Below are 22,667 nucleotides of genomic sequence, written 5' to 3' on the forward strand. Positions count from 1 at the left end.
CCAATCACCACACAGTCTACCGAAATATGATTGTTTGCCAATGGCGTATTTTGTTCCACGTTTTGCATAATATTTTCGTTTAAGCGCTGCAAATATAATGAGGTTTTTCAAATATGCAATAAGTAAAAAGGATATTTTTACAATGTTATAAAGCATTATTTTTCAAATATATACATATCGTATATCTTACAATATCATCTTATTGTGTTATCGTATAAAATACAATATGTAATTTAAATCCGTCTCAGCAAGGGTAATTGTAGCAGATACAATAACTATGAAGTACCTAATTCTTAAGGATTTCTATATCCGTACATTTATCTTGCCAGAGGGGGACATATTGTATTGCAGACGTATGTGAAAAAGGTACATTGCACAAAAAATGCCCTTTTGTGCGGTGGTTATCAGAAAAACCTATACCTTTGCACCACTTTTTATTAAACACTAAAAATAAATGAATATGAAAGCATTTGTATTTCCGGGTCAAGGCGCCCAATTCGTAGGAATGGGTAAAGACCTGTACGAAAATTCGGCTTTGGCCAAAGAACTTTTTGAAAAAGCAAATGATATCCTCGGATATCGTATTACAGATATCATGTTCAACGGTACAGACGAAGATTTGCGCCAGACCAAAGTAACACAGCCTGCCGTATTCCTTCACTCCGTAATCTCCGCACTCTGCATGGGCGACGACTTTAAACCCGAAATGACCGCCGGCCACTCACTCGGTGAGTTCTCCGCATTGGTTGCTGCCGGTGCGTTAAGCTTTGAAGACGGCTTGAAGCTGGTTTATGCCCGTGCCATGGCTATGCAGAAAGCCTGTGAAGCACAGCCTTCTACAATGGCTGCCATTATCGCTTTGCCGGATGAAAAAGTGGAAGAAATCTGCGCACAGGTTAGTGCCGAAGGTGAAGTTTGCGTAGCTGCTAACTACAACTGTCCGGGACAAATCGTTATTTCCGGTTCTATCGAAGGCATCAACAAAGCTTGCGAACTGATGAAAGCTGCCGGAGCGAAACGTGCTTTGCCTTTGAAAGTAGGCGGTGCTTTCCACTCTCCGTTGATGAACCCTGCCAAAGTTGAACTGGAAGCGGCTATCAACGCAACCGAGTTCTACACTCCGAAGTGCCCTGTATATCAGAATGTGGATGCCCTTCCTCATACCGACCCTGCTGAAATCAAGAAAAATCTTGTTGCACAATTGACAGCTTCTGTACGCTGGACTCAAACAGTCAAGAATATGGTTGCCGACGGTGCTGCCGACTTCACGGAATGCGGTCCGGGTGCAGTATTGCAAGGACTTATCAAGAAGATTGACGGCGGTGTAACAGCTCACGGCATTGCATAATTCATAAAAAAATTCTTTTTAGAATTACCTCTGATGAGAGTGTCAAAATACACCTCTTTTAGGCACGGATTACACAGAATTCACGGAACAAAGAATAAAGGAATCTGTGTTTTCCGTGCAATTTGTATTTCTGTGAAACCCGTGTAATCCGGTGCTTAAAAAGAAACAAACAGCAAGCGAAGTTTAGTTTTGGCATACCCTCATCTTTTTTATTCCTTATTCAATATTATTGTTCATTATTGCTCCCCTTTAAGAAAAAATCCTCTCCTTTTCTTTTTTATCTCCTATTTTCCCTTACCTTTGCCACCGTAAAGACAAAGGGGTGCCCCGACGGGCTGAGATTATACCCTCGAACCTGATGCAGTTAGTACTGCCGTAGGAATTGGATATTTTTCTTCTTAGAACTTACCTTAACGGTACTTCTTTGTATTTACTTCCATTGTTTTATTTAATAGAAACAGAAACATGAAAGTATCAATCAACAACAAGGAAGTGGAAACCGATGCCGTTACCCTCTTACAACTCACAACCGAGCTTTCCTTACCGGCGCAGGGCGTGGCCGTTGCTGCCAATAACCGTATGATTCCACGTACGGAATGGGCGGATTATGCTCTGTCCGAAGGAATATCCATCGTAATAATAAAAGCTGCCTGCGGCGGATAGGCTATGGAAAAGGTTCAGTTCATTACACATTATACCGAAAGGTATTCTTACCTCGACTCCGCCCGCATGGCTTTGGAAGGCGGTTGCCGCTGGATACAGCTGCGCATGAAAGATGCGGCGGAAAACGAAATACTGCCCGTAGCCGCGGAAGTTCGAAAGCTCTGCAACGATTATGGCGCCATATTCATCATCGACGACCACGTGGAACTGGTAAAGGAAATCCGGGCGGATGGCGTGCATCTCGGCAAGAACGATATGCCCGTTGCCGAAGCGCGACGCATACTCGGAGAGGAATATATCATAGGCGGTACAGCCAACACGTACGAAGACGTAAAGAAACATTGGCTCGACGGAGTAAATTACATCGGCTGCGGACCGTTCAGATATACCACCACCAAGCAGAAACTCAGCCCTATTCTGGGTTTGGAAGGATATAAAGAAATTATCCGTCAAATGCGGGCGGATAATATCAACCTGCCTATCATCGCTATCGGCGGGATTACTTTTGCCGATATTCCGTCTGTCATGCAGACAGGCGTTACGGGCATCGCCCTTTCGGGCACGGTGCTGCGGGCGGATAATCCGGTGGAAGAGATGCAAAGGATTCTTACGGAAACCAATCAGGCAGGCAAAATCAACCAAACAGCCAATTACTGAAATAACAAATAAAAAAAGATATGGAGAAATTAATCATTGCGGGACGCGAATTCAACTCCCGTCTGTTTTTGGGAACGGGAAAATTCAATTCCAATGAAATCATGGAACAGTCCATTCTGGCATCCGGTACGGAAATGGTAACAGTAGCCATGAAGCGTATAGAACTGGATAATGAAGAAGACGATATGCTGAAACATATCCGTCATCCGCATATCCAGCTTCTACCCAATACTTCCGGTGTGCGCACTGCCGAAGAAGCCGTATTTGCCGCGCAAATGGCACGCGAAGCATTCGGAACGAACTGGCTGAAACTGGAAATCCACCCCGACCCGCGTTACCTTCTTCCCGACTCCATCGAAACCTTGAAAGCTACGGAAGAGCTGGTGAAACTGGGTTTCATAGTCCTCCCTTATTGCCAGGCAGACCCCACGCTTTGCAAACGTCTGGAAGAAGCCGGAGCCGCTACCGTCATGCCACTGGGTGCGCCTATCGGCACGAATAAAGGATTACAGACCCGTGACTTCCTTCGGATTATCATCGAGCAGGCAAACGTTCCGGTGGTAGTAGATGCCGGTATCGGTGCTCCCAGCCATGCCGCCGAAGCAATGGAAATGGGCGCTTCCGCCTGCCTGGTCAACACTGCCATTGCCGTAGCGGGCAATCCCGTAACTATGGCCGAAGCCTTCAAGCAAGCCGTAGAAGCCGGACGCATGGCCTATGAAGCCGGATTGGGACTGCAAGCCGACAATTTTGTGGCGGAAGCCAGTTCGCCTCTCACTGCATTTCTCGATGAATGACACACATTATATAATATAAGCTATGAAATCAAGAATAAAATATCCCCGCTCGGAGAAAGTATATCTGCCGGGAACAATCTATCCGGAACTTCGCGTAGGTATGCGCAAAGTAGAGCAAGTGCCCAGTACAACCTTTGCAGGCGAAGAAAAAGTCATTACTCCCAATCCGGACATTTACATTTATGATACCAGCGGTCCGTTCAGCGACCCCGATATAGAAATCGACCTTAAGAAAGGGCTGCCCCGTCTGCGCGAGCCCTGGATTCTGCACCGCAACGATGTGGAGCAACTGCCGGAGATTACCTCGGAATACGGCCGCATGCGCCGTGACGACAAGTCGCTCGACCACCTGCGCTTTGAACATATCTCACTACCCTATCGTGCCAAACAGGGCAAATGCTGCACGCAGATGTATTACGCCAAGCAAGGCATCATCACCCCCGAAATGGAATATGTGGCAATCCGCGAGAACATGAACTGTGCCGAATTGGGGATAGAAACGCATATCACTCCCGAATTTGTCCGCCGGGAAATAGCGGAAGGCCGTGCCCTGCTCCCCGCCAACATCAATCACCCCGAAGCCGAGCCCATGATTATCGGCCGTAACTTCCTGGTGAAAATCAATACGAATATCGGTAATTCCGCCACCACTTCAAGCATCGACGAAGAAGTGGAAAAGGCCCTTTGGAGCTGTAAATGGGGCGGTGACACCCTGATGGATTTATCTACCGGAGAAAATATCCACGAAACCCGCGAATGGATTATCCGCAACTGTCCGGTTCCCGTAGGTACGGTTCCCATTTATCAGGCATTGGAGAAAGTGAACGGCAGAGTGGAAGACCTCACGTGGGAGCTCTACCGCGACACCTTGATTGAACAGTGCGAACAAGGCGTAGACTACTTCACCATACACGCTGGTATCCGCCGCCACAACGTACACCTGGCCGACAAGCGTCTGTGCGGCATCGTGAGCCGCGGCGGAAGCATCATGAGCAAATGGTGTCTGGTGCACGACCGCGAAAGCTTTCTGTACGAACATTTCGACGACATCTGCGATATATTGGCGCAATACGATGTAGCCGTTTCCTTGGGCGACGGCCTGCGTCCCGGCTCTACGTACGATGCCAACGACGAAGCGCAGTTTGCCGAACTCGATACCATGGGCGAGCTTGTGCTCCGCGCCTGGGCAAAGAACGTGCAGGCTTTTATCGAAGGACCCGGACACGTGCCCATGCACAAGATTAAGGAGAATATGGAACGCCAGATAGAGAAATGCCACAATGCGCCGTTCTACACGCTCGGCCCGTTGGTTACGGACATTGCACCGGGCTACGACCATATCACTTCGGCTATCGGTGCGGCGCAAATCGGCTGGCTGGGCACGGCCATGCTGTGCTACGTCACCCCAAAGGAGCACCTTGCACTACCCGACAAAGAAGATGTACGCACAGGTGTCATCACCTATAAGATAGCCGCCCATGCCGCCGACCTTGCCAAAGGACACCCCGGTGCACAAGTACGCGACAACGCCCTGAGCAAGGCACGCTATGAGTTCCGCTGGAAAGACCAGTTCGACCTGTCGCTCGACCCCGAACGGGCACAGACTTATTTCCGGGCAGGACATCACATCGACGGAGAATACTGCACGATGTGCGGGCCTAACTTCTGCGCAATGCGGTTGTCAAGGGAACTGGGAAAGAAAAAGGAATAACTTGTCAGGCTGGAATACAGAGACAACAGATTTATTTTCACGTCTTTGTATTCTATCCGTTTCATTAGCGAATTATTTTTATCATAGAATAAAATGTTTTCAGACGAATTAGAGAAAATATCCTGGGAAGAGACGACCCGGCGCATCAATGCCAAAACAGATGCGGACGTGCGTCGTGCCCTATCCAAAGAACATTGTGACGTAGAGGATTTTATGGCACTCATCTCACCGGCTGCCGTCCCCTATCTGGAAACAATGGCACGTTTAAGCAAGAAGTACACGGAAGAGCGTTTCGGAAAAACGATTTCCATGTTTGTGCCGTTGTATATTACGAACTCCTGTACCAACTCGTGCGTGTACTGCGGTTTCCACATCAGCAATCCCATGCCCCGCACCATACTGACGGAAGAGGAGATTGTAAACGAATACAAGGCTATCAAGAAGCTCGCGCCTTTTGAAAACCTGCTGCTGGTTACGGGTGAAAATCCTGCCAAAGCCGGTGTTCCGTACATCGCCCGCGCGCTCGATTTGGCAAAACCTTATTTCAGCAACCTGAAGATTGAGGTAATGCCCCTGAAAGCCGAAGAGTATGCCGAACTGAAAGAGCATGGCATGAACGGCGTTATCTGTTTTCAGGAAACCTACCACAAGGCAAACTATAACATTTATCACCCGCGCGGCATGAAGTCCAGATTCGAATGGCGTGTCAACGGTTTCGACCGCATGGGGCAGGCAGGCGTACATTCCATCGGCATGGGTGTGCTGATAGGTCTGGAGAAAGAATGGAGAACGGATATCTGTATGATGGCGTATCACCTGCGTTATCTTCAGAAGCATTACTGGAAAACGAAATACAGCGTCAACTTCCCGCGTATGCGCCCTTCGGAAAACGGCGGCTTCCAACCCAATGTGGTAATGAGCGACCGCGAACTGGCACAAGTTACATTTGCCATGCGGATATTCGACCATGATGTGGACATATCCTACTCTACCCGCGAACCGGCTTTTATACGCGACCACATGGCCACTCTGGGAGTCACTACCATGAGCGCGGAAAGCAAAACGGAACCGGGCGGATATTACAGCTATCCGCAGACTTTGGAGCAATTCCACGTCAGCGACGAGCGTAAGGCCGTAGAAGTAGACAAAGCCTTAAAGAGTTTAGGACGCGAACCCGTATGGAAAGACTGGGATGCCAGTTTCGACCTGAAACGGGTTTGAATCCCTTTTTCATAGTTTATAATTCTCATCATGACCCGATACAGCAGACAAATTTCCCTTCCCGAAATCGGAGAAGGCGGACAGGAAAAACTGCATAAGGCAAGAGTTCTGATAGTAGGCGCAGGCGGACTTGGCTCCCCTGCCGCCCTCTATCTTGCAGGTGCAGGAGTAGGTACAATAGGTTTGGCGGACGATGATACGGTCGGTATCAGCAACCTGCAACGCCAGATATTGTATACGGAGAACGAAGTAGGACAGCTTAAGGTACACTGTGCCGCCCAAAGATTGCGGGCTTTGAACGGTAATATAGAAGTGCATGCCTACCCTTTTCGTCTCAACCGGGAGAATGCCCGCCGTCTGATTGCCGATTATGACATCGTTGTAGACGGATGCGACAACTTCTCCACCCGTTATCTGATTAGCGACAGTTGCAGCGCACTGCACAAACCGTATGTGTACGGCGCCATCCAGGGCTTTGAAGGGCAAGTCTCCGTATTCTGTTACGGTGATCGGCCCAAGACATACAGGGATTTGTTTCCCGACGAAACCGCAACATTGCAGATGCCCGCTCCCGACAATTCCGTCATAGGCGTTACTCCTGCCGTGGTAGGCAGTGTGGAAGCAAGCGAAACGCTGAAGCTCATTTGCGGCTACGGCGAGGTTTTGGCCGGAAAGTTATGGACTGTCGATCTAAGAACCATGCAATCGTTCGTCCTTTTACTGTAAAATACCTCGGAAAACATGAAACTGATAACAATTACCCAGCCTGCATTCTTTGAGGGAGAAGCCGAAGCAATCACTTCCCTGTTCGATGCAGGACTTGAGATACTGCATCTCCGGAAACCCAGCGCTTCTTATGAAGACATGGAACAATTATTGAACCGGCTTCCGCCTGAATATCTGAAACGCATCGTCACACACGAGCATTTCCAACTGGCGTCTTTCCGAAATTTGAAAGGCATTCATCTGAACGGACGCAACCCGACAGCACCGGCAGGCTTCACCGGACACATCAGCCGTTCCTGCCATTCGCTGGAAGAAGTCGCCAAATACAAAGTAACATGCGATTACGTATTTCTCAGTCCCATATACGACAGCATTTCCAAAGAAGGATATTCCTCTGCCTATACTACCGGCAGCTTGCAAAAGGCGCGGCAGGCGGGCATTATAGACGCTAAAGTAATGGCATTGGGCGGAGTTACGGCAGCTCATTTCCCTGAAATCAGCTCATTGGGCTTCGGCGGTGCGGTCCTTTTGGGAGATATATGGAAACGGACGGGAACGGATTTTATCGGACATTTCAAGGAATTGCTCCGTGCGGCGTCTTTATTTTAACTATCAAATATTTTATTATCATGTCGACTATTCCGGTCATTCTCACCATTGCCGGCTCCGACTGCTCCGGCGGTGCAGGCATACAAGCGGATATTAAAACGATTTCCGCGCTCAAAGGATATGCTGCCTCTGTCATTACTGCCGTTACGGCACAAAACACAATGGGGGTTCAGGCAGTATGCCCTATCCCACCGGACATTGTCCGTGCACAGATAACATCCGTCATGGATGATTTGCAGCCTGCCGCTATCAAGATAGGAATGGTGCACAATGCCGCTATCGTGCACACCGTAGCGGAGTGTTTGCAAAAATTCCGGTCTCGTTTTGTCGTTTATGACCCCGTTATGGTATCCACCAGCGGGCGAAAGCTAATGACGGAAGATACCGTGCGCACCATTCAAGAGGAGCTGTTTCCTCTCTGTTCCCTGATAACCCCCAATTTGGGCGAAGCGTCCCTGCTCCTTTCAAATCCCGTTACGGATATAGAGAAGATGAAACTGGCCGCCTGTGAATTAGCGAACCGCTATCACTGCGCCGTACTGGTAAAGGGCGGTCACTTATCCGGCAATACAATGTGCGATGTACTGTACAACAACGGCCGTTTCAGCCTGTTCGAACAGCAAAAAATAGAGAGCCGCAACCTTCACGGTACGGGATGCACGCTTTCTTCCGCCATCGCTGCCTTTGCCGCCCGCAACAACGGACTTGAAGAAGCTGTCCGTCAAGCCAAAGTTTATATAAGCAAAGCAATTTGTCATGGTAAAGACCTGCATATAGGACATGGAAACGGACCTTTGTGCCATTTCTTTTCCGGGGAAATTAATTTTGTTCCCTTAAATTCCACCGAAGAAGTTATCAGAAAATTCCCCCACAAACAACAAGCGGAATATAGAGAGGAAAACTTTCAAGGAGAAACTTCATAATTAAAGCCCGAAATACTTGACAAAGGGTATCTTGATTTCGTATATTTGCATATCGGACAATTGATAACATTAACCTAAAACTTAGCAAATGGCAAAATCTACTTCTTCCTTTTCTGAATTGGCGCAAATGTATTTCCCCGGTTGCGCTACTCCCAAAAATGCAGTGCGATGTCTGCAACGCAGCATCAAAAGATGTACAAAATTGGCAACATTGTTGGCAGAAACCGGCTATCTTCCTTACAATCACCGCTGGCTTTCGCCCAAGCAGCAAATGCTTATATTCGAGAATTTGGGTGACCCATACCCTGATTAAGTTCCTAAAACGACATAAAAAAACGGCATTTCACACAGTGATTTGCCGTTTTTTTTGTACTTATATTTCCATAATTTCATTTATAGTCTTAAAACGCCTATTAATAAATTATGAAACAATTTATTAATAAATTTTCAAAAATTGTAGTAAAATTCAAAATACATTCGTTTATAGGGGTGTATTGACTGTATAATCGTTTTACTTTTCTGCATAGCAATGCTTTGTTTGAATTCTTTATCTACATGGGATTGTGCCCAAATAATGAATGCACCATAAATTCAATTTAAGAAATAATATGATAAAATTGATAGCTAAATCTTCTATTGCCGGAAAGTAATGCTTTTCCACATCATAGGACTGGCATTGGCCGCCAAAGTCCATCTGTTATTGCCGGAAACTTTTGGGACGGCAGTACCGTCCTCTTGCTTGTCGGTATTCAGCACAAGGTCGCACCTGGCAGGAGCGAATACGTTCTCTCCGGAATGAGTATCTCTGTTGTGAAAAACGGCGGTGTGCTCTATACTGCTGCGACCATCACTTATGTCAACGAAATTTCCGGCTACGGTAGCTTCTATCCGGGTGAGGCTGCGGCAGCCCGTTACGATATAATTGCCGAACTCGGTACACTTCGGTATTTTGAGCGTTTCGAGGCCCGTGCATTCGTAGAAAGCCTCCTGGCCTATCGCAGTCACATTATCCAAAGCGAGCGTCTCCAATGAAGTGCATCCCCAGAATGCGCTTAGATTAATCCGGGTAACCTGCGAAAGATTCACCGTAATCAGCGCAGAGCAACCTGAAAAAACACTACTTCCGATTGTCTTCATATCATCGGGCAGCATCACCTCCTGCAAGGCGGTGCAATTCGCAAAGGCGGCATTGGGCAGAGTTGGCGTGCCCCAGTCCGTCACTCCGGTGAGGTCGCATTTCGTAATTTGTTTATTATTGATAAATGTACCCCAACTACCGCCCATTCCTATCTTGGAAAGTTCGCCCGTCAGTTTGAGTTCGGTGAAGCCTGCGGCGAGGGCGGCACGGATGGTTAGCTGCGCTTCGTCGGCAGTCATGGAGGTCATGTCGATATTACCGGAAGCGGGTGGTGTGAAATTTTTCAGGCGCAACTTGATTTGATAATTCGTCGTCGGGTCGAGATAAAGTTCAAAGATGTCATCATTATACTGCTTCATCGTTTCTCCATAGAGACTGACCCATGACGACTCAGGATTCACTGTCAAACGGTCGTAGTCCGCCTGCGTCAGTTGATAACCGTCGGCACCCTGGGCGATAGCGGATATACCGTTCAACGTGAAACAGAGGTGCACATCACCCGTAAGGGCTTTCGGAACGGAGATAAGGGGATAAGAAACAGCCGGAAAGATATCGTTGGAGAGACGTATGTAAGTCCCGGCAGCAGTCTTTCCGCCGTTCAGCACAAGGATAGCGCCATTCATGACCGTTGTACTGTACGAACTGCCTGTCGCGTCAGACAATTCGCAGCCGTCACCCAGTTCCAATGCCGCTTTTTCGCCGACAGCCGCAATCATATGCTGCCCGTTCAATGCTACGCCTTTACCCAACGTAATCCTACCGTTACAGACATATATCATGGACAAAAATGAGTTCGCGCCTTGAGCCAGTTGGATATTGGTGAGTTCAATATGAACGGCATCATCGTCGGCATTGATATTGCCGAGGAAATAGTAGCTTTCATTTTCTCGGACGAGGGTGTGACCGCCGCCGTCTATCTTAAAGTAGCCGCTACCGTTTATGGGTGGATTGGTGCGGTCACCACCTGCCGGTATCGTAATGTCACTACCCAGCATAATGAGTGTCGGGACATCGGCCGAGGCACCGCCCATCCGTAGTGCTTCGAGCAGAGCTTCGTAGGTGGTGACGGTGAAACCTTCCGGCACGGCATCCGCTACCGTCACTTCGCAGGTTACCTGTTTTCCACCCACAGTTGCGGTAATAGTGGCATTTCCGGCAGAGACAGCCGTTACAAGCCCTTCCACATCGACTAATGCAACGGACGTGTTGTTGCTGCTCCATACAAGACCGTCATATCCGGCATGCTCCGGCAGTACGGTAGCTGTAAGTTTTTCCGTATCACCGACGGTCATTGTCAATGCCGTCCGGGACAGCGTAACTTCCGATACAGCCACCGGAGCATTGTCTTTGTCGCATCCTGCCAACAGCATTGCCACCGACAGGAACAGAATCATTTTTTTTACTTTCATAGGTTCTTTACAGTATAAATTATTGATATCCCGTTATCTAACGATGCTGTAAATTTACATTATAGCAACTGTGAGGACAAGAGTGCATGTGGTCTATTTGATACTACGGCACAAAATAGACCGGTCTGTTTCATTTTTACACGAAACAGACTGCCTGCTTTACTACTCAAAAAAACGTTTGGTGTTTTTACAACGTGTGCTTATTCACTTTACAAAGTCAGCATTGCGACACAATCCGCCGCTGATACTCGACCGGGGTTTCACCCGTGAGCTTTTTAAAATATCCGTAAAAGTTGCTTTTAGTGGCAAACCCTACCTTGCGTGCAAGGTCGTTCATGGAGATGCCGAGTTCTTCGGCCAGCAATTGTTTGGCATATTCGATACGTAAGCCGACACGCCACGGACGGAAGTCTCGGCCTATCTCATTCTTGAAATACCAGCAAAGAAACTCTTTTGTCGTCCCCAATTCCCGCGCAATTTGTTCCCTGCCTTCTTCAGGACGGGTAAAACGCCGTTCGGCAACCCAACGTTCGAGTGCAAGCCGCAGATGCTCTTTCTCCGTTGCCAATTCCGGTTCGGACAATCCACAGGCAGCCATATCTACCGCTTGCAGACGAACCGGTTCCTGTCCCTGCGCTACGGCCGGCAGATAATAATTGATTTTTACCACATAATTACAAAAACGACCGGCAAACCACCCGTAAAACAAAATGTAACCGACAGTAAAAATATTATAAGCAACCGGTGGCAGCCACACGGACAGAGAAGCGGCTATACCGACCGAGAGTGCAGCATAAAAGCCGAATTTCGTCCAACGCAGCCGTGCATGCTGGTCTTCATCGTAATATTCTTCCAACAATCGAAGGCACTCGGCATACTTTCGGCGAAATAACAATGTATAACAGACTAACTGCACTGCATATACAGCCAATGCAACAAAAAACACCCAGCATTCCTCACTTGTCAAGGCCATAAACAGAAACATGGCAACTGCAACCGTTACGATTCCTGCTTGTATCCGTACTCTGTGGCGGGTAACACACAGCGGTTGAATAAATGTCAGCAGTGTGACGGTAAACAGTAACGATTGGTAAGCGGCCACCGCTACCGTAAAGACTGCAATGATTTTACGGTCGGCCTCTCCACCATTAAACAGTTCGCAAAAAGCAGGAATAGCAAGAATGAAATAAGATGCGGCAAGAATGGCACGTGCCGTCCGCAGTCGGTGCGTATCTTCCCTATGAGGAATATGAATGCTGCATAACTGCCATCCCCAAACAGCCAAAGCAATGCCTGACGCAAGGGTTAGGAACATATAAAAATCCAACCACATATTATTATTTCCGTCCTATTAAAACGAGGACATTACAAATGTAACCATTTTAGGCATTTGTGCCAAATATAAACTCTATTACCGACATATAAATCTGTAATAGAGTTTATTTTATCCGTAATTCATCTACCGGAAGCTACCTCTTACCTTCCTACCTTTGTATCCGAAAAGAATGTCTAATCCAATCAAACCGTATTAAAAATGAAAAATCAGACTAAAACACAAAATATGATAAATGGACAATCAGAACCGATGAAGCTCATATTCAACTATAATAATGTATTTTACAGTTTCTATTACAATGACTTTAGCGGTTGTGTACACCGTTCACGCGAATATGCCATTAACTATGTCTATTCGGGTGAGATGATTCTTGATAATGGAAAAGAGCAGATTCATGTCGGAAAGGGCGAATGCATCTTCATACCGCGTGACCACCACATTACCATGTATAAAAAAACAAAAGACGGTGAACGGTATTGCGGTATCTTCCTTATGTTTACACGCCGTTTCCTGCGCGAGATGTACGGTAAGCTGGAACAACGCAGAATGCCAACTAACACTCCAAAGCTCGATTCCGGTGTGATAAAACTACCCAAGACTGTGGAACTCGCCAGCCTTTTTACTTCTATGACGCCTTATTTCAATCCGGAAGTAAAACCTGCAGATGACCTGATGCAACTGAAATTACAGGAAGGTTTGCTTGCATTGTTGCATATTGACAATCGGTTCGCACCGATGCTCTTCGATTTCAACGAGCCGTGGAAAATTGACATCATGGAGTTTATGAACGAAAACTATATGTGCGAGTTCACAATGGAAGAAATGGCACATTACACAGGGCGCAGCCTTGCCACGTTCAAACGGGATTTCAAGAAGATTAGCGATCTGACACCTGAAAAATGGCTCATCCGTAAACGACTTGAAGTAGCTTACGTTAAAATGCAGGGAGGCAACAGAAAGATTGTGGATGTTTATGCCGAAGTTGGATTCAAGAATCCGTCACACTTCTCGACCGCATTTAAAAAACAATATGGCATATCGCCTACCGCCGCATTCGTTTAATTCGAATACTGGAAAGTATTGAACTTTTGAGAAATCTTATTTGAGCCTCACAGTAAGGTCGCTGTGGAGTTTTCTCCTTAACTTCGCTTCCGAAATCAGAAACATAAAACGAAACAGTTATGATAAAGTGGTTGATATCTTTAATGATGGCGTGCAGTCAGACTTTAACATTAAGTGCTTGCAATCCGGATGATTCTCCGAAAAAGACGGAGAATATAGTCCCCGAACTCAAACCTGAATCAAATCCCGTTCCATCCCCAGAACCTACATCCGATAACGGAATGTTTGACTTGTCCGAAGGTGAAAACGGCAACCCTCCGACTCTTCTGCTCAGCAGTGGATATGAAATGCCGATTATCGGTTTAGGCACATACAGTCTTCATGACGATGTGTGCATGAATGCCATTCTGGCTGCCGTCAAACTCGGTTATCGGAAATTCGACACGGCAAGTTATTATGGTAATGAAGAAGAGGTCGGCAAAGCCATTCGAACTTGCGGCGTGCTGCGGGAAGAACTGTTTGTCTGCACGAAACTCTATCCGAATCAGTTTGCCGATGCAGAAAAAGCCATTGAGGAATCACTGTGTAAACTCAATATAGGTTACGTGGACTTGATGTTGCTTCATCATCCCGGAGCGCACGATGTAGAGGCTTACAAGGCAATGGAAAGAGCAGTCAAAAACGGAAAAATCCGTTCGATTGGCGTATCGAACTATTACATCAAGGAAATGACGGATTTTCTGCCCAAAGTGAATATAAAGCCAACACTGGTTCAGAACGAGATCCATCCTTATTATCAGGAAAAGGAAGTGGTAAAATTCATGCACGAGAACGGTATTGCCATCGAAGGGTGGTATCCGCTCGGAGGCAGAGGTTATACGGCTGCCATGCTTGGTAACGGAACAATCGGACAGATTGCAAAAGCGCATGGAAAATCTCCTGCACAAATAATTTTGAGATGGGATTTACAAAATGGTATAGTCATCATTCCCGGTTCAAGTAATCCCGACCATCAGAGAGAGAACATATCCCTATTCGATTTCGAGTTGTCATCCGAGGAAATGGCACAAATCGCCGCTCTTGACCGAAACGAAAAACATGATTGGTATTAAAACAACAATTAATGAGGATTGCACGTCGATTTTTGAGAGAGTATACAAATAAAGAATAGAATAATATAGAAACAGAACAATGAAAAAAGTATTAGTCATATCATCGAGTCTCCGCTTGCGGAGCAATTCGGAATCCTTAGCCGATGCGTTTGCCAGAGGAGCTTCCGAAGCAGGGAATGAGGTTGAAAAAATAACAATCAGAGAAAAAAAACATCCGTTTCTGCAAAGGATGTCTCGCCTGTCAGAAAACACAGCACTGCGTTATCAACGATGATGCCCCCGCAATCGTGGCCAAAATGCACGATGCCGATGTAATCGTATTCGCTACGCCCATCTATTATTATGAGATGTGTGGTCAGCTCAAAACTTTGCTTGATCGTGCCAATCCGCTCTATTCGTCCGATTATCATTTCCGCGACATTTATATGCTGACCAGTGCGGCAGAAGATGAGGAATATGTACCGGAACGTGCCGTTGCGGGACTTACCGGATGGATTGACTGCTTCGAAAAAGCCCGTCTTACAGGAACAGATTTCGCCGGAGGTGTCAGTGCACCGGGTGAAACGGAAGGGCATCCTTCGTTAGTGCGTGCATACGAAATGGGGAAAGCCATTAAAGGATAATTGCTTCAGGTTTGCAACGGTACCTTCTTATAACCGCCGCACGTTATCCGCTCATCTGATTATTTGCTCCAATGTTCATCGGTCATTGGAGCAATTTTTTTAGCATTTACATTGAGCTTTTGAGAAAATATATAATTGAGCTTTTGAATAATCCTCTTTGAGCCTCACAACAATGTCCGATTGGTCTTATCCCCGTATCTTTGCATTAGAAAATAAGACAATAATCATTTAAGTAACAGAGAAATGAAAACAGCGAATCTTAAATCGGTAACTATCGCAGCCTTGTTGGGTATAGGACTGCTTACCGGTTGCACGAACAGTACAACAAATCAAAAACCAAGTGATAATATGGAAACATTGAATCTGACACAAGAATGGGACAAAATATTCCCGCAGAGTAACAAAGTAAATCATCGTAAAGTAACCTTCCGCAATCGTTACGGCATCACGCTTGCCGCCGACCTCTACGAACCAAAGAACGCTGAAGGAAAACTCGCCGCCATTGCCGTGAGCGGTCCGTTCGGCGCAGTAAAAGAACAGGCTTCGGGACTTTATGCACAGACAATAGCCGAACGTGGATTCCTTACCCTCGCATTCGACCCCTCTTATACGGGCGAAAGCGGCGGAGAACCGCGGAACACTGCATCACCCGACATCAACACGGAAGATTTCAGCGCGGCAGTTGATTTTCTGGCAGCACTGCCTAACGTAGATGCGGAACGCATCGGTATCATCGGCATCTGCGGATTTGGTGGCATGGGACTGAATGCCGCTGCAATGGACACGCGCATCAAGGCAACGGTTGCTTCCACGATGTACGACATGAGCCGCGTGAATGCCAACGGCTATTTCGATGCCGAAGACAGCTCCGAAGCTCGTAAGGCGAAGCGTGAAGCGATAAATACCGTCCGTACCCACGATGCGCAGAACGGTACGGTCACTTCCGGAACACCCGGTCTGCCCGCTGAAATCAAGGGCGATGAACCGCAGTTCGTCAAAGACTACTTCGATTATTACAAGACCGATCGCGGTTTCCACGCTCGCTCCATCAACTCCAACGGGGCATGGAGTCCCACAATGGCTCTCTCGTTCATCAATATGCCATTGTTGTCCTACATCAACGAGATAGACAATGCCGTATTGCTCATTCACGGCGAGAATGCCCATTCACGCTATTTCAGCGAGGATGCTTTCAAACACCTCAAGGGTGACAACAAGGAACTGCTGATTATTCCCGGAGCCAACCATACAGACCTCTATGACCGGATGATTCCGTTCGACAAGCTGGAAGCATTTTTCAAATCCAATCTCAAATAATGAACTGTTATGAGAACAAAACTTTTATGCCTGCTTTTATCCGTCATTGGATTATGTAGTTGCAACTCTACAAGCGCACAAAAGCAACCCCAAACAAGTAATGCCACGCCCAGAAAATCGTTAGTCGTATTTTTTTCATGGGGAGGTAATACACGCGCCGTCGCAGAAAAAATAAGCTATCTAACGGGGGCGGAAGGATTCGAACTGAAACTCGCTGTTCCCTATACTACTGACCGTGATGAAATAGAAGAAATTGCAAAACGGGAAGTTCGAGACAAGTATAAACCTGAACTCGCATCGCTTCCTCAAAACATAGAACAATACGATGTGATTTATATCGGTTCTCCGTGCTGGTTCAACACCCTCGCACCGCCTGTGCGTACCTTCCTTTCCACGGTAGATTTATCCGGAAAGAAAATAGTACCGTTTATGACACATGGAGGTAGCAGAATGGGGCAAAGTGTACAAACAATACGCCGTTTAGCTACGAAAGCTAATGTAACAGAAGGTCTTGCTATCCGTGAATCCAATGCGAGCAATGCTGATAATGAAATATTGGCATGGCTGAAAAAACACAATTTAATCAAATAACAATATGGATAAAAAATATTGATTGCCTATTTCTCCTCAGATAATATCTTTTCTTCCATCCGCATCAACGTAGTCTGTCCGGGAGTCATCGACACGGAGATGATACGCCGTTTCTCCGGTGAAACACCGGAAGGTTACAAGGCTATGGCGGCACAGGAACCTATCGGCAGGTTGGGTAAGGTGGAAGAAATGGTATCCTCCATGCTGTGGTTGTGTTCGGAAGGAGCCGGATTTATGGTCGGCCATGCGCTTGTAGTGGATGGTGGGCAGACGGTAGGTATTTCCAATGACAACATTGAGCAATAAACCATTTGAACAAAAAAGTTCTAATCAGATGTTTATGCAACGTAAACTCCAAAAATTCTTCTCATTTCTCGACTATATTAAAAGAACAATACATTTTATCTTCTACTGCCGTTTTACCCTAATTTTATATCATTGCGTAACAATGGGAAACAACCATAAGACTTTTCAGCTACAATAGCAATTTATTATTGGAAAAACATTTCTAAAGGGTTTAAAAGGGGACTGCGGCAGCGGACGCCCGTTGTATCTTTGCATAGTCATTAAAAATAAATGGCATTAGTAAACCTTATTTTTTTAACCTTTTAAACTTTAACAATTATGGCTTTAAAGTATGTAGTAACCAAAAGAGTATTCGGCTTTGACAAGACGAACACAGAAAAGTATGTAGCGAAATCTGTCGGTTCAGGTAAAATGAACTTCGACAAAATGTGTGAAAAGGTCAGTCGTTTGTGCGGCATTCACCGCAAAGTGGTGGATTTGGTGGTAAGCGGTTTGGTAGATATGATGGCGGAAGATATCGACGACGGCAAGACCATACAAATGGGTGAGTTCGGATTGTTCCGGCCTACAATTAAAACCAAAAGTGCGGATACGGAAGATGCCGTTAAGGCAAGCAATATCCTTTCAAAACGTATCGTGTTTACACCGGGAAAGATATTCAACCGCATGCTGAATGAAATGAGTGTTACCCGTTCCGTACCTGTAGACACCGATTATACGGACGGCAGCAGCAGTAGCGGGAACAATGGCAGTGGCGGTTCCGGCAACGGCGGCGAAGAAGAAAACCCGTTAGGCTGATTGTCATAGCGACAGCAAATTGCCTTTTCTTGAAAACAAAGTTGAAGCAGCGGTATCCACTCCGCTGCTTTTTTTGTTGCATATACCTGCCATTATTTAATATTATCTATTATTTTTGCAGAAACAATCATAACACACAGCTATCTATCATGGAAAAAGCCAAAGTATATTTTTCAGACCTACGTACCTCTCCCACCTCTAATCTTTTAGATAAGATGGAACGTCTGCTTAAACGTGCAGGCATCGGACAGCTTCCTTTAAAAGACAGTTTTACCGCTATCAAGATACATTTCGGCGAACCGGGCAATCTGGCGTATATCCGCCCTAATTATGCCGCCCGCATGGCAAATCTGCTTCGCAGTTTCGGAGCCAAGCCTTTTCTGACGGATTGCAATACGTTGTATTCCGGACGTCGCTCCAATGCGGTAGACCATTTGCAGAGCGCCATGGAGAACGGCTTCAATCCTATATCCGCTCAATGCCAGGTGCTTATTGCCGACGGACTAAAAGGGACGGACTACAGAGAAATACCGATAGACGGAGAATACTGCCCTGCTCCCAAGATAGGTACTGCCATTGCCGATGCGGACATAATCATCAGCATGAACCATTTTAAAGGCCATGAACAGGCCGGATTTGGCGGCGCTCTGAAAAATCTCGGGATGGGATGCGCCAGCGTAGGCGGTAAGCTGGAACTGCATGCCTCCTCACAGCCCAAAGTTGCCACTGAAAATTGTATCGGATGCAATATCTGCGTAAAACACTGCGCCCACGATGCCATTCATCTGAATGCCGAACGCAAAGCGGAAATAGACTATACCAAATTTGTGGGATGCGGACAATGCGTAGCTTTGTGCCAGCATGACGCCGCCGTAGTGAGCGACTGGGATACGTCCGAACGGCTGAACTACAAGATTGCTGAATATTCCGTTGCCGTGCTGAAAGACAAACCGCACTTCCATATCAGTTTCATTATGAACGTATCGCCGGAGTGCGACTGCTGGAACCATAATGATGCCGCCATCATTCCCGACCTCGGCATGCTGGCATCGGCAGACCCCGTAGCGCTGGATAAGGCGTGTGCAGACCTGGTGATTCAGGCTCCCGTACTGCACAGTGATAATGTGCTTGCCAAAAAGCACGAACACGAAGACTTGTGCGGCTGCGACAAATTCCACATGATACATCCTGATACGGACTGGCTTGCCGGATTGCGTCACGCCGAAAAAATAGGCTTGGGAACAATGGATTACGAGTTGATAAAAATATAAACTGCATTACTTTTATGGCAAAAACAATGGAAGAAGTGCTGGAACGCTTCCGTACAATTGAGTTTCACGATGATTTTGATATGATTGTAGCCATTGCCAATGGCGGCATCGTTCCGGCAGGCATCATCAATCAGCGTTTACAAAAAGAAGTGCATCTGCTGCGCATCAATTTGAGGGACGAATATCAGCATCCTAAGTACGATGCTCCGCAACTGCTGGCTCCTGTCGATTTTAACTTCAGGGGAAAAAGCATCCTGCTGGTGGACGACCGTATAAAAACAGGAGCTACCATAAAGTTGGCACGCGAACTGCTGAAAGAGGCACGCAGCATCAAAACCTTTGCAGTAAACGGTACGGCCGATTATGCGCTGTTTGATGAAACGTGTTTCAAATTTCCGTGGATATTATAATAAATGAACATTTTTCTGCTATTTTCCTTTCTTACTACGATAAAATAACTAATTTCGTACCGAACAAAAAATAGTAGATTTCAACAACATGGAAGGAGCAACGAACAATTGGTTCTCTAATAAATACTCTATCGGTTATGCCTTGAGCGGCGGTTTCATTAAAGGTTTTGCCCATTTAGGAGCCATGCAGGCCTTATTGGAGCACGATATCAAGCCCAATATCATTTCCGGTGTCAGCGCAGGTGCACTGGCAGGTGTTTTCTATGCGGACGGCAATGAACCTCATAAAGTTCTGGATTATTTTGCCGGACATAAATTCCAGGATTTAACGAAACTGGTAATTCCTAAAGTGGGCTTGTTTGAACTTAGCGAATTCAAAGACTTCCTGAAAAGCAACCTGAAAGCGAAGAAACTGGAAGAATTGCAGCTACCGCTGATTATCACCGCCACGGATTTGGACCACGGGCGCCTTGCACATTTTCATAAAGGAGATATTGCAGAACGCGTAGCCGCATCCTGCTGTATGCCCGTACTGTTCGCACCCGTAAAAATAGACGAGACGTACTACGTAGACGGCGGACTGCTGATGAACCTGCCCGTATCTACCATCCGGCGGGTATGCGAGAAAGTTGTGGCAATCAATGTCAGCCCATTAATGGCGCCTAAGTACAAAATGAATATTGTAAGCGTCGCCTTACGTTCGTACAACTTCATGTTCCGTTCCAATTCATTTCCCGAACGGGAAAAAGCCGACCTGTTGATAGAGCCTTACAACCTGGACGGTTACAGCAACAGGGAACTGGAAAAGGCAGAGGAGATATTTATGCAAGGATATAATGCCACTAATGATATACTGGAACGCCTGCAAATAGAAAAAGGCACTATATGGAAAGAATAAAAATAACCATTCTCTAAATAGAAAGAAATGAGCGACGAAAAACTGATTATTTATCAAGTGTTTACCCGATTATTCGGAAATAACAATAACCACTGCATCAATAACGGCAGTATTACCGAAAACGGATGTGGCAAGATGGCGGATTTTACCGCCAAGGCATTAGGAGAAATCAAAAAGCTGGGAGCTACCCACATTTGGTATACCGGCATTATTGAACATGCAACGCAAACGGATTATCGTCGCTACAACATCCGCCCCGATCATCCGGCTATCGTAAAAGGCAAAGCCGGTTCGCCATACGCAATAAAAGACTATTATGATGTAGACCCCGATTTGGCGAAAGACGTTCCCGAACGCATGAGAGAATTTGAAAATCTGGTGCAACGCACTCATCGCAGCGGGTTGAAGGTTATCATCGACTTCGTTCCCAACCACGTAGCGCGTCAGTATCATTCGGATATGCAGCCGGACGGGACTTCTCAACTGGGAGCAAATGACGATACGGACTATGCGTTCAGCCCTTATAACAACTTCTATTATATTCCGCAATCGGAACTGCATGGACAATTTGATATGAAAGGCGCTGCTGCCGAACCTTATAAAGAGTTCCCGGCCAAAGCAACCGGAAATAACCGCTTTGACGCATATCCCAACATCAACGACTGGTATGAGACGGTCAAACTGAATTATGGCGTGGATTATCAGAATGGCGGTACCTGCCATTTCAACCCCATTCCCGATACATGGAATAAAATGCTGGACATTCTGATGTTTTGGGCAGAGAAGCATATCGACGGTTTCCGTTGCGATATGGCGGAAATGGTTCCTGTCGAGTTTTGGGAATGGGCTATTCCGCAAGTGAAAGCCAAATACCCTGCCCTACTCTTTATTGCCGAAGTGTATAATCCGAAAGAATACGGTAATTATCTGTTTCGTGGAAAATTTGATTATCTCTATGATAAAGTGGGATTGTATGACACACTTCGTGCAATAGTTTGCGGCAACGAATCCGCCACCGCCATTACACGGGCATGGCAAAGCCTGGGCGGGATAGAAAAGCGAATGCTGAATTTTCTGGAAAACCACGATGAACAGCGTATCGCTTCCGATTTCTTTGCAAGCAATCCGCGTAAAGCCATTCCCGCCCTCATCGTATCGGCTTGTATGAATGTGAATCCCATGATGATTTATTTCGGACAGGAGTTCGGCGAGCTGGGGATGGACAGTGAAGGATTCAGCGGCAGAGACGGACGTACCACTATCTTTGACTATTGGAGCGTGGACACCATACGCCGCTGGCGCAACGGCGGAAAATTTGACGGGAAGATGCTGACGGACAATCAGAAGCATTTGTATGGCATCTATCAACGTATATTAACATTGTGCAATGAAGAAAAAGCAATTTCGCAAGGAGATTTCTTTGACCTGATGTATGCCAACATCAATGGCTGGCGCTTCAACGAACATAAACAATATACATTCTTGCGCAAGTACGGACGGGATTTATTGCTGTTTGTCGTGAACTTCGACCATATATCGGCAGACCTTGCAATCAATATTCCTTCCCACGCTTTCGATTTTCTGCAAATACCGCAAATGGAACAATACCGAGCCGTAGATTTATTGACCGGTAAAGAAGAAAATATAAGCTTATTGCCTTATAAGGCGACAGAAATATCTGTAGAAGGATACAGTGGCAAGATTCTCAAAATAAAGCTATGAAAAAGATAATGCAGGGTGA

24 protein-coding genes and 1 riboswitch are annotated in these 22,667 nt (G+C 46.4%); of the genes, 22 read left to right on the forward strand and 2 right to left on the reverse strand.

Annotated elements, in window-relative coordinates; all coding sequences use genetic code 11:
- Positions 1–460: 460 nt before the first annotated feature.
- From fabD to AB5903_RS05140, 10 genes are all read left to right on the forward strand, one after another.
- Positions 461–1,348 carry an ACP S-malonyltransferase gene (gene fabD / locus AB5903_RS05095; RefSeq protein WP_040315676.1) on the forward strand — a complete coding sequence of 296 codons (888 nt, stop codon included), beginning with the start codon at positions 461–463 and terminating at the stop codon, positions 1,346–1,348.
- Between the two features lie 308 nt (positions 1,349–1,656).
- A riboswitch (TPP riboswitch) is annotated at positions 1,657–1,747 on the forward strand.
- A gap of 66 nt (positions 1,748–1,813) precedes the next feature.
- Positions 1,814–2,011, forward strand: a complete 198-nt coding sequence (gene thiS, locus AB5903_RS05100; protein ID WP_005654098.1) for a sulfur carrier protein ThiS — start codon at positions 1,814–1,816, stop codon at positions 2,009–2,011.
- A gap of 3 nt (positions 2,012–2,014) precedes the next feature.
- The gene (locus AB5903_RS05105) at positions 2,015–2,668 is read left to right on the forward strand and encodes a thiamine phosphate synthase (RefSeq protein WP_005654096.1); all 654 of its coding nucleotides are present in this window, start codon (positions 2,015–2,017) and stop codon (positions 2,666–2,668) included.
- 20 nt (positions 2,669–2,688) lie between these two features.
- Positions 2,689–3,465, forward strand: a complete 777-nt coding sequence (locus tag AB5903_RS05110; RefSeq protein WP_217733666.1) for a thiazole synthase — start codon at positions 2,689–2,691, stop codon at positions 3,463–3,465.
- 22 nt (positions 3,466–3,487) lie between these two features.
- The gene (thiC, locus tag AB5903_RS05115) at positions 3,488–5,176 is read left to right on the forward strand and encodes a phosphomethylpyrimidine synthase ThiC (RefSeq protein WP_005654093.1); all 1,689 of its coding nucleotides are present in this window, start codon (positions 3,488–3,490) and stop codon (positions 5,174–5,176) included.
- Positions 5,177–5,269: 93 nt separating this feature from the next.
- Complete coding sequence (thiH, locus tag AB5903_RS05120; protein ID WP_005654091.1) at positions 5,270–6,397, forward strand: 2-iminoacetate synthase ThiH; 1,128 nt, start codon at positions 5,270–5,272, stop codon at positions 6,395–6,397.
- Between the two features lie 30 nt (positions 6,398–6,427).
- Positions 6,428–7,123, forward strand: coding sequence for a HesA/MoeB/ThiF family protein (locus AB5903_RS05125; RefSeq protein ID WP_005654089.1), 696 nt, complete (start codon positions 6,428–6,430; stop codon positions 7,121–7,123).
- Positions 7,124–7,138: 15 nt separating this feature from the next.
- Complete coding sequence (locus AB5903_RS05130; RefSeq protein ID WP_195658449.1) at positions 7,139–7,732, forward strand: thiamine phosphate synthase; 594 nt, start codon at positions 7,139–7,141, stop codon at positions 7,730–7,732.
- 20 nt (positions 7,733–7,752) lie between these two features.
- The gene (gene thiD / locus AB5903_RS05135; protein ID WP_195658448.1) at positions 7,753–8,655 is read left to right on the forward strand and encodes a bifunctional hydroxymethylpyrimidine kinase/phosphomethylpyrimidine kinase; all 903 of its coding nucleotides are present in this window, start codon (positions 7,753–7,755) and stop codon (positions 8,653–8,655) included.
- A gap of 88 nt (positions 8,656–8,743) precedes the next feature.
- Positions 8,744–8,968: a DUF4248 domain-containing protein gene (locus tag AB5903_RS05140; protein ID WP_022103439.1), complete on the forward strand. Its 225-nt coding sequence runs from the start codon at positions 8,744–8,746 to the stop codon at positions 8,966–8,968.
- Between the two features lie 320 nt (positions 8,969–9,288).
- Here AB5903_RS05140 and AB5903_RS05145 read toward each other — a convergent pair whose 3' ends face one another.
- Complete coding sequence (locus tag AB5903_RS05145) at positions 9,289–11,202, reverse strand: leucine-rich repeat protein (RefSeq protein ID WP_195658447.1); 1,914 nt, start codon at positions 11,200–11,202, stop codon at positions 9,289–9,291.
- Positions 11,203–11,419: 217 nt separating this feature from the next.
- The gene (locus AB5903_RS05150) at positions 11,420–12,535 is read right to left on the reverse strand and encodes a helix-turn-helix domain-containing protein (protein ID WP_118206838.1); all 1,116 of its coding nucleotides are present in this window, start codon (positions 12,533–12,535) and stop codon (positions 11,420–11,422) included.
- Between the two features lie 252 nt (positions 12,536–12,787).
- Here AB5903_RS05150 and AB5903_RS05155 point away from each other — a divergent pair, with 252 nt between their 5' ends.
- From AB5903_RS05155 to AB5903_RS05210, 12 genes are all read left to right on the forward strand, one after another.
- Positions 12,788–13,600 carry an AraC family transcriptional regulator gene (locus AB5903_RS05155; protein ID WP_117941538.1) on the forward strand — a complete coding sequence of 271 codons (813 nt, stop codon included), beginning with the start codon at positions 12,788–12,790 and terminating at the stop codon, positions 13,598–13,600.
- A gap of 119 nt (positions 13,601–13,719) precedes the next feature.
- Positions 13,720–14,712, forward strand: a complete 993-nt coding sequence (locus AB5903_RS05160) for an aldo/keto reductase (RefSeq protein ID WP_195658446.1) — start codon at positions 13,720–13,722, stop codon at positions 14,710–14,712.
- Positions 14,713–14,791: 79 nt separating this feature from the next.
- Positions 14,792–14,986 (forward strand): NAD(P)H-dependent oxidoreductase, encoded by a 195-nt coding sequence (locus AB5903_RS05165; protein ID WP_258998294.1) that lies wholly within the window; start codon positions 14,792–14,794, stop codon positions 14,984–14,986.
- Positions 14,987–15,008: 22 nt separating this feature from the next.
- Positions 15,009–15,335 carry an NAD(P)H-dependent oxidoreductase gene (locus AB5903_RS05170; protein WP_347077928.1) on the forward strand — a complete coding sequence of 109 codons (327 nt, stop codon included), beginning with the start codon at positions 15,009–15,011 and terminating at the stop codon, positions 15,333–15,335.
- 243 nt (positions 15,336–15,578) lie between these two features.
- Complete coding sequence (locus AB5903_RS05175; protein WP_195658445.1) at positions 15,579–16,652, forward strand: alpha/beta hydrolase; 1,074 nt, start codon at positions 15,579–15,581, stop codon at positions 16,650–16,652.
- Positions 16,653–16,661: 9 nt separating this feature from the next.
- Positions 16,662–17,243: a flavodoxin gene (locus AB5903_RS05180; protein WP_117917656.1), complete on the forward strand. Its 582-nt coding sequence runs from the start codon at positions 16,662–16,664 to the stop codon at positions 17,241–17,243.
- Between the two features lie 18 nt (positions 17,244–17,261).
- The gene (locus AB5903_RS05185) at positions 17,262–17,549 is read left to right on the forward strand and encodes an SDR family oxidoreductase (protein WP_229127197.1); all 288 of its coding nucleotides are present in this window, start codon (positions 17,262–17,264) and stop codon (positions 17,547–17,549) included.
- A 318-nt stretch (positions 17,550–17,867) separates the two neighbouring features.
- Complete coding sequence (locus tag AB5903_RS05190) at positions 17,868–18,347, forward strand: HU family DNA-binding protein (protein ID WP_022103462.1); 480 nt, start codon at positions 17,868–17,870, stop codon at positions 18,345–18,347.
- A 149-nt stretch (positions 18,348–18,496) separates the two neighbouring features.
- A complete protein-coding gene (locus tag AB5903_RS05195) occupies positions 18,497–19,618 on the forward strand; it encodes a DUF362 domain-containing protein (RefSeq protein WP_368117683.1) in 1,122 nt (373 codons plus the stop codon).
- A 14-nt stretch (positions 19,619–19,632) separates the two neighbouring features.
- The gene (locus AB5903_RS05200) at positions 19,633–20,028 is read left to right on the forward strand and encodes a phosphoribosyltransferase (RefSeq protein WP_005654052.1); all 396 of its coding nucleotides are present in this window, start codon (positions 19,633–19,635) and stop codon (positions 20,026–20,028) included.
- Between the two features lie 88 nt (positions 20,029–20,116).
- Complete coding sequence (locus AB5903_RS05205) at positions 20,117–20,926, forward strand: patatin-like phospholipase family protein (RefSeq protein ID WP_005654050.1); 810 nt, start codon at positions 20,117–20,119, stop codon at positions 20,924–20,926.
- A gap of 27 nt (positions 20,927–20,953) precedes the next feature.
- Entirely contained in the window at positions 20,954–22,648 is a 1,695-nt protein-coding gene (locus AB5903_RS05210) for an alpha-amylase family protein (protein ID WP_060384925.1), read from the forward strand.
- Positions 22,649–22,667 lie beyond the last annotated feature (19 nt).

It is taken from the genome of Bacteroides sp. 2201st1_D9_2201SCRN_220225 (assembly GCF_040928965.1).
Lineage (GTDB): Bacteria > Bacteroidota > Bacteroidia > Bacteroidales > Bacteroidaceae > Bacteroides > Bacteroides stercoris.

Coding starts and splice junctions, on each gene's coding strand:
- AB5903_RS05180 (WP_117917656.1), top strand. CDS start 16,662: ATGAGAACAAAACTTTTATGCCTGCTTTTATCCGTCATTGGATTATGT.
- fabD (WP_040315676.1), top strand. CDS start 461: ATGAAAGCATTTGTATTTCCGGGTCAAGGCGCCCAATTCGTAGGAATG.
- AB5903_RS05175 (WP_195658445.1), top strand. CDS start 15,579: ATGAAAACAGCGAATCTTAAATCGGTAACTATCGCAGCCTTGTTGGGT.
- AB5903_RS05200 (WP_005654052.1), top strand. CDS start 19,633: ATGGCAAAAACAATGGAAGAAGTGCTGGAACGCTTCCGTACAATTGAG.
- thiD (WP_195658448.1), top strand. CDS start 7,753: ATGTCGACTATTCCGGTCATTCTCACCATTGCCGGCTCCGACTGCTCC.
- AB5903_RS05125 (WP_005654089.1), top strand. CDS start 6,428: ATGACCCGATACAGCAGACAAATTTCCCTTCCCGAAATCGGAGAAGGC.
- thiH (WP_005654091.1), top strand. CDS start 5,270: ATGTTTTCAGACGAATTAGAGAAAATATCCTGGGAAGAGACGACCCGG.
- AB5903_RS05190 (WP_022103462.1), top strand. CDS start 17,868: ATGGCTTTAAAGTATGTAGTAACCAAAAGAGTATTCGGCTTTGACAAG.
- AB5903_RS05105 (WP_005654096.1), top strand. CDS start 2,015: ATGGAAAAGGTTCAGTTCATTACACATTATACCGAAAGGTATTCTTAC.
- AB5903_RS05150 (WP_118206838.1), bottom strand. CDS start 12,535: ATGTGGTTGGATTTTTATATGTTCCTAACCCTTGCGTCAGGCATTGCT.
- AB5903_RS05170 (WP_347077928.1), top strand. CDS start 15,009: ATGCACGATGCCGATGTAATCGTATTCGCTACGCCCATCTATTATTAT.
- AB5903_RS05145 (WP_195658447.1), bottom strand. CDS start 11,202: ATGAAAGTAAAAAAAATGATTCTGTTCCTGTCGGTGGCAATGCTGTTG.
- AB5903_RS05195 (WP_368117683.1), top strand. CDS start 18,497: ATGGAAAAAGCCAAAGTATATTTTTCAGACCTACGTACCTCTCCCACC.
- AB5903_RS05110 (WP_217733666.1), top strand. CDS start 2,689: ATGGAGAAATTAATCATTGCGGGACGCGAATTCAACTCCCGTCTGTTT.
- AB5903_RS05140 (WP_022103439.1), top strand. CDS start 8,744: ATGGCAAAATCTACTTCTTCCTTTTCTGAATTGGCGCAAATGTATTTC.
- thiC (WP_005654093.1), top strand. CDS start 3,488: ATGAAATCAAGAATAAAATATCCCCGCTCGGAGAAAGTATATCTGCCG.
- thiS (WP_005654098.1), top strand. CDS start 1,814: ATGAAAGTATCAATCAACAACAAGGAAGTGGAAACCGATGCCGTTACC.
- AB5903_RS05210 (WP_060384925.1), top strand. CDS start 20,954: ATGAGCGACGAAAAACTGATTATTTATCAAGTGTTTACCCGATTATTC.
- AB5903_RS05165 (WP_258998294.1), top strand. CDS start 14,792: ATGAAAAAAGTATTAGTCATATCATCGAGTCTCCGCTTGCGGAGCAAT.
- AB5903_RS05130 (WP_195658449.1), top strand. CDS start 7,139: ATGAAACTGATAACAATTACCCAGCCTGCATTCTTTGAGGGAGAAGCC.
- AB5903_RS05205 (WP_005654050.1), top strand. CDS start 20,117: ATGGAAGGAGCAACGAACAATTGGTTCTCTAATAAATACTCTATCGGT.
- AB5903_RS05155 (WP_117941538.1), top strand. CDS start 12,788: ATGAAGCTCATATTCAACTATAATAATGTATTTTACAGTTTCTATTAC.
- AB5903_RS05160 (WP_195658446.1), top strand. CDS start 13,720: ATGATAAAGTGGTTGATATCTTTAATGATGGCGTGCAGTCAGACTTTA.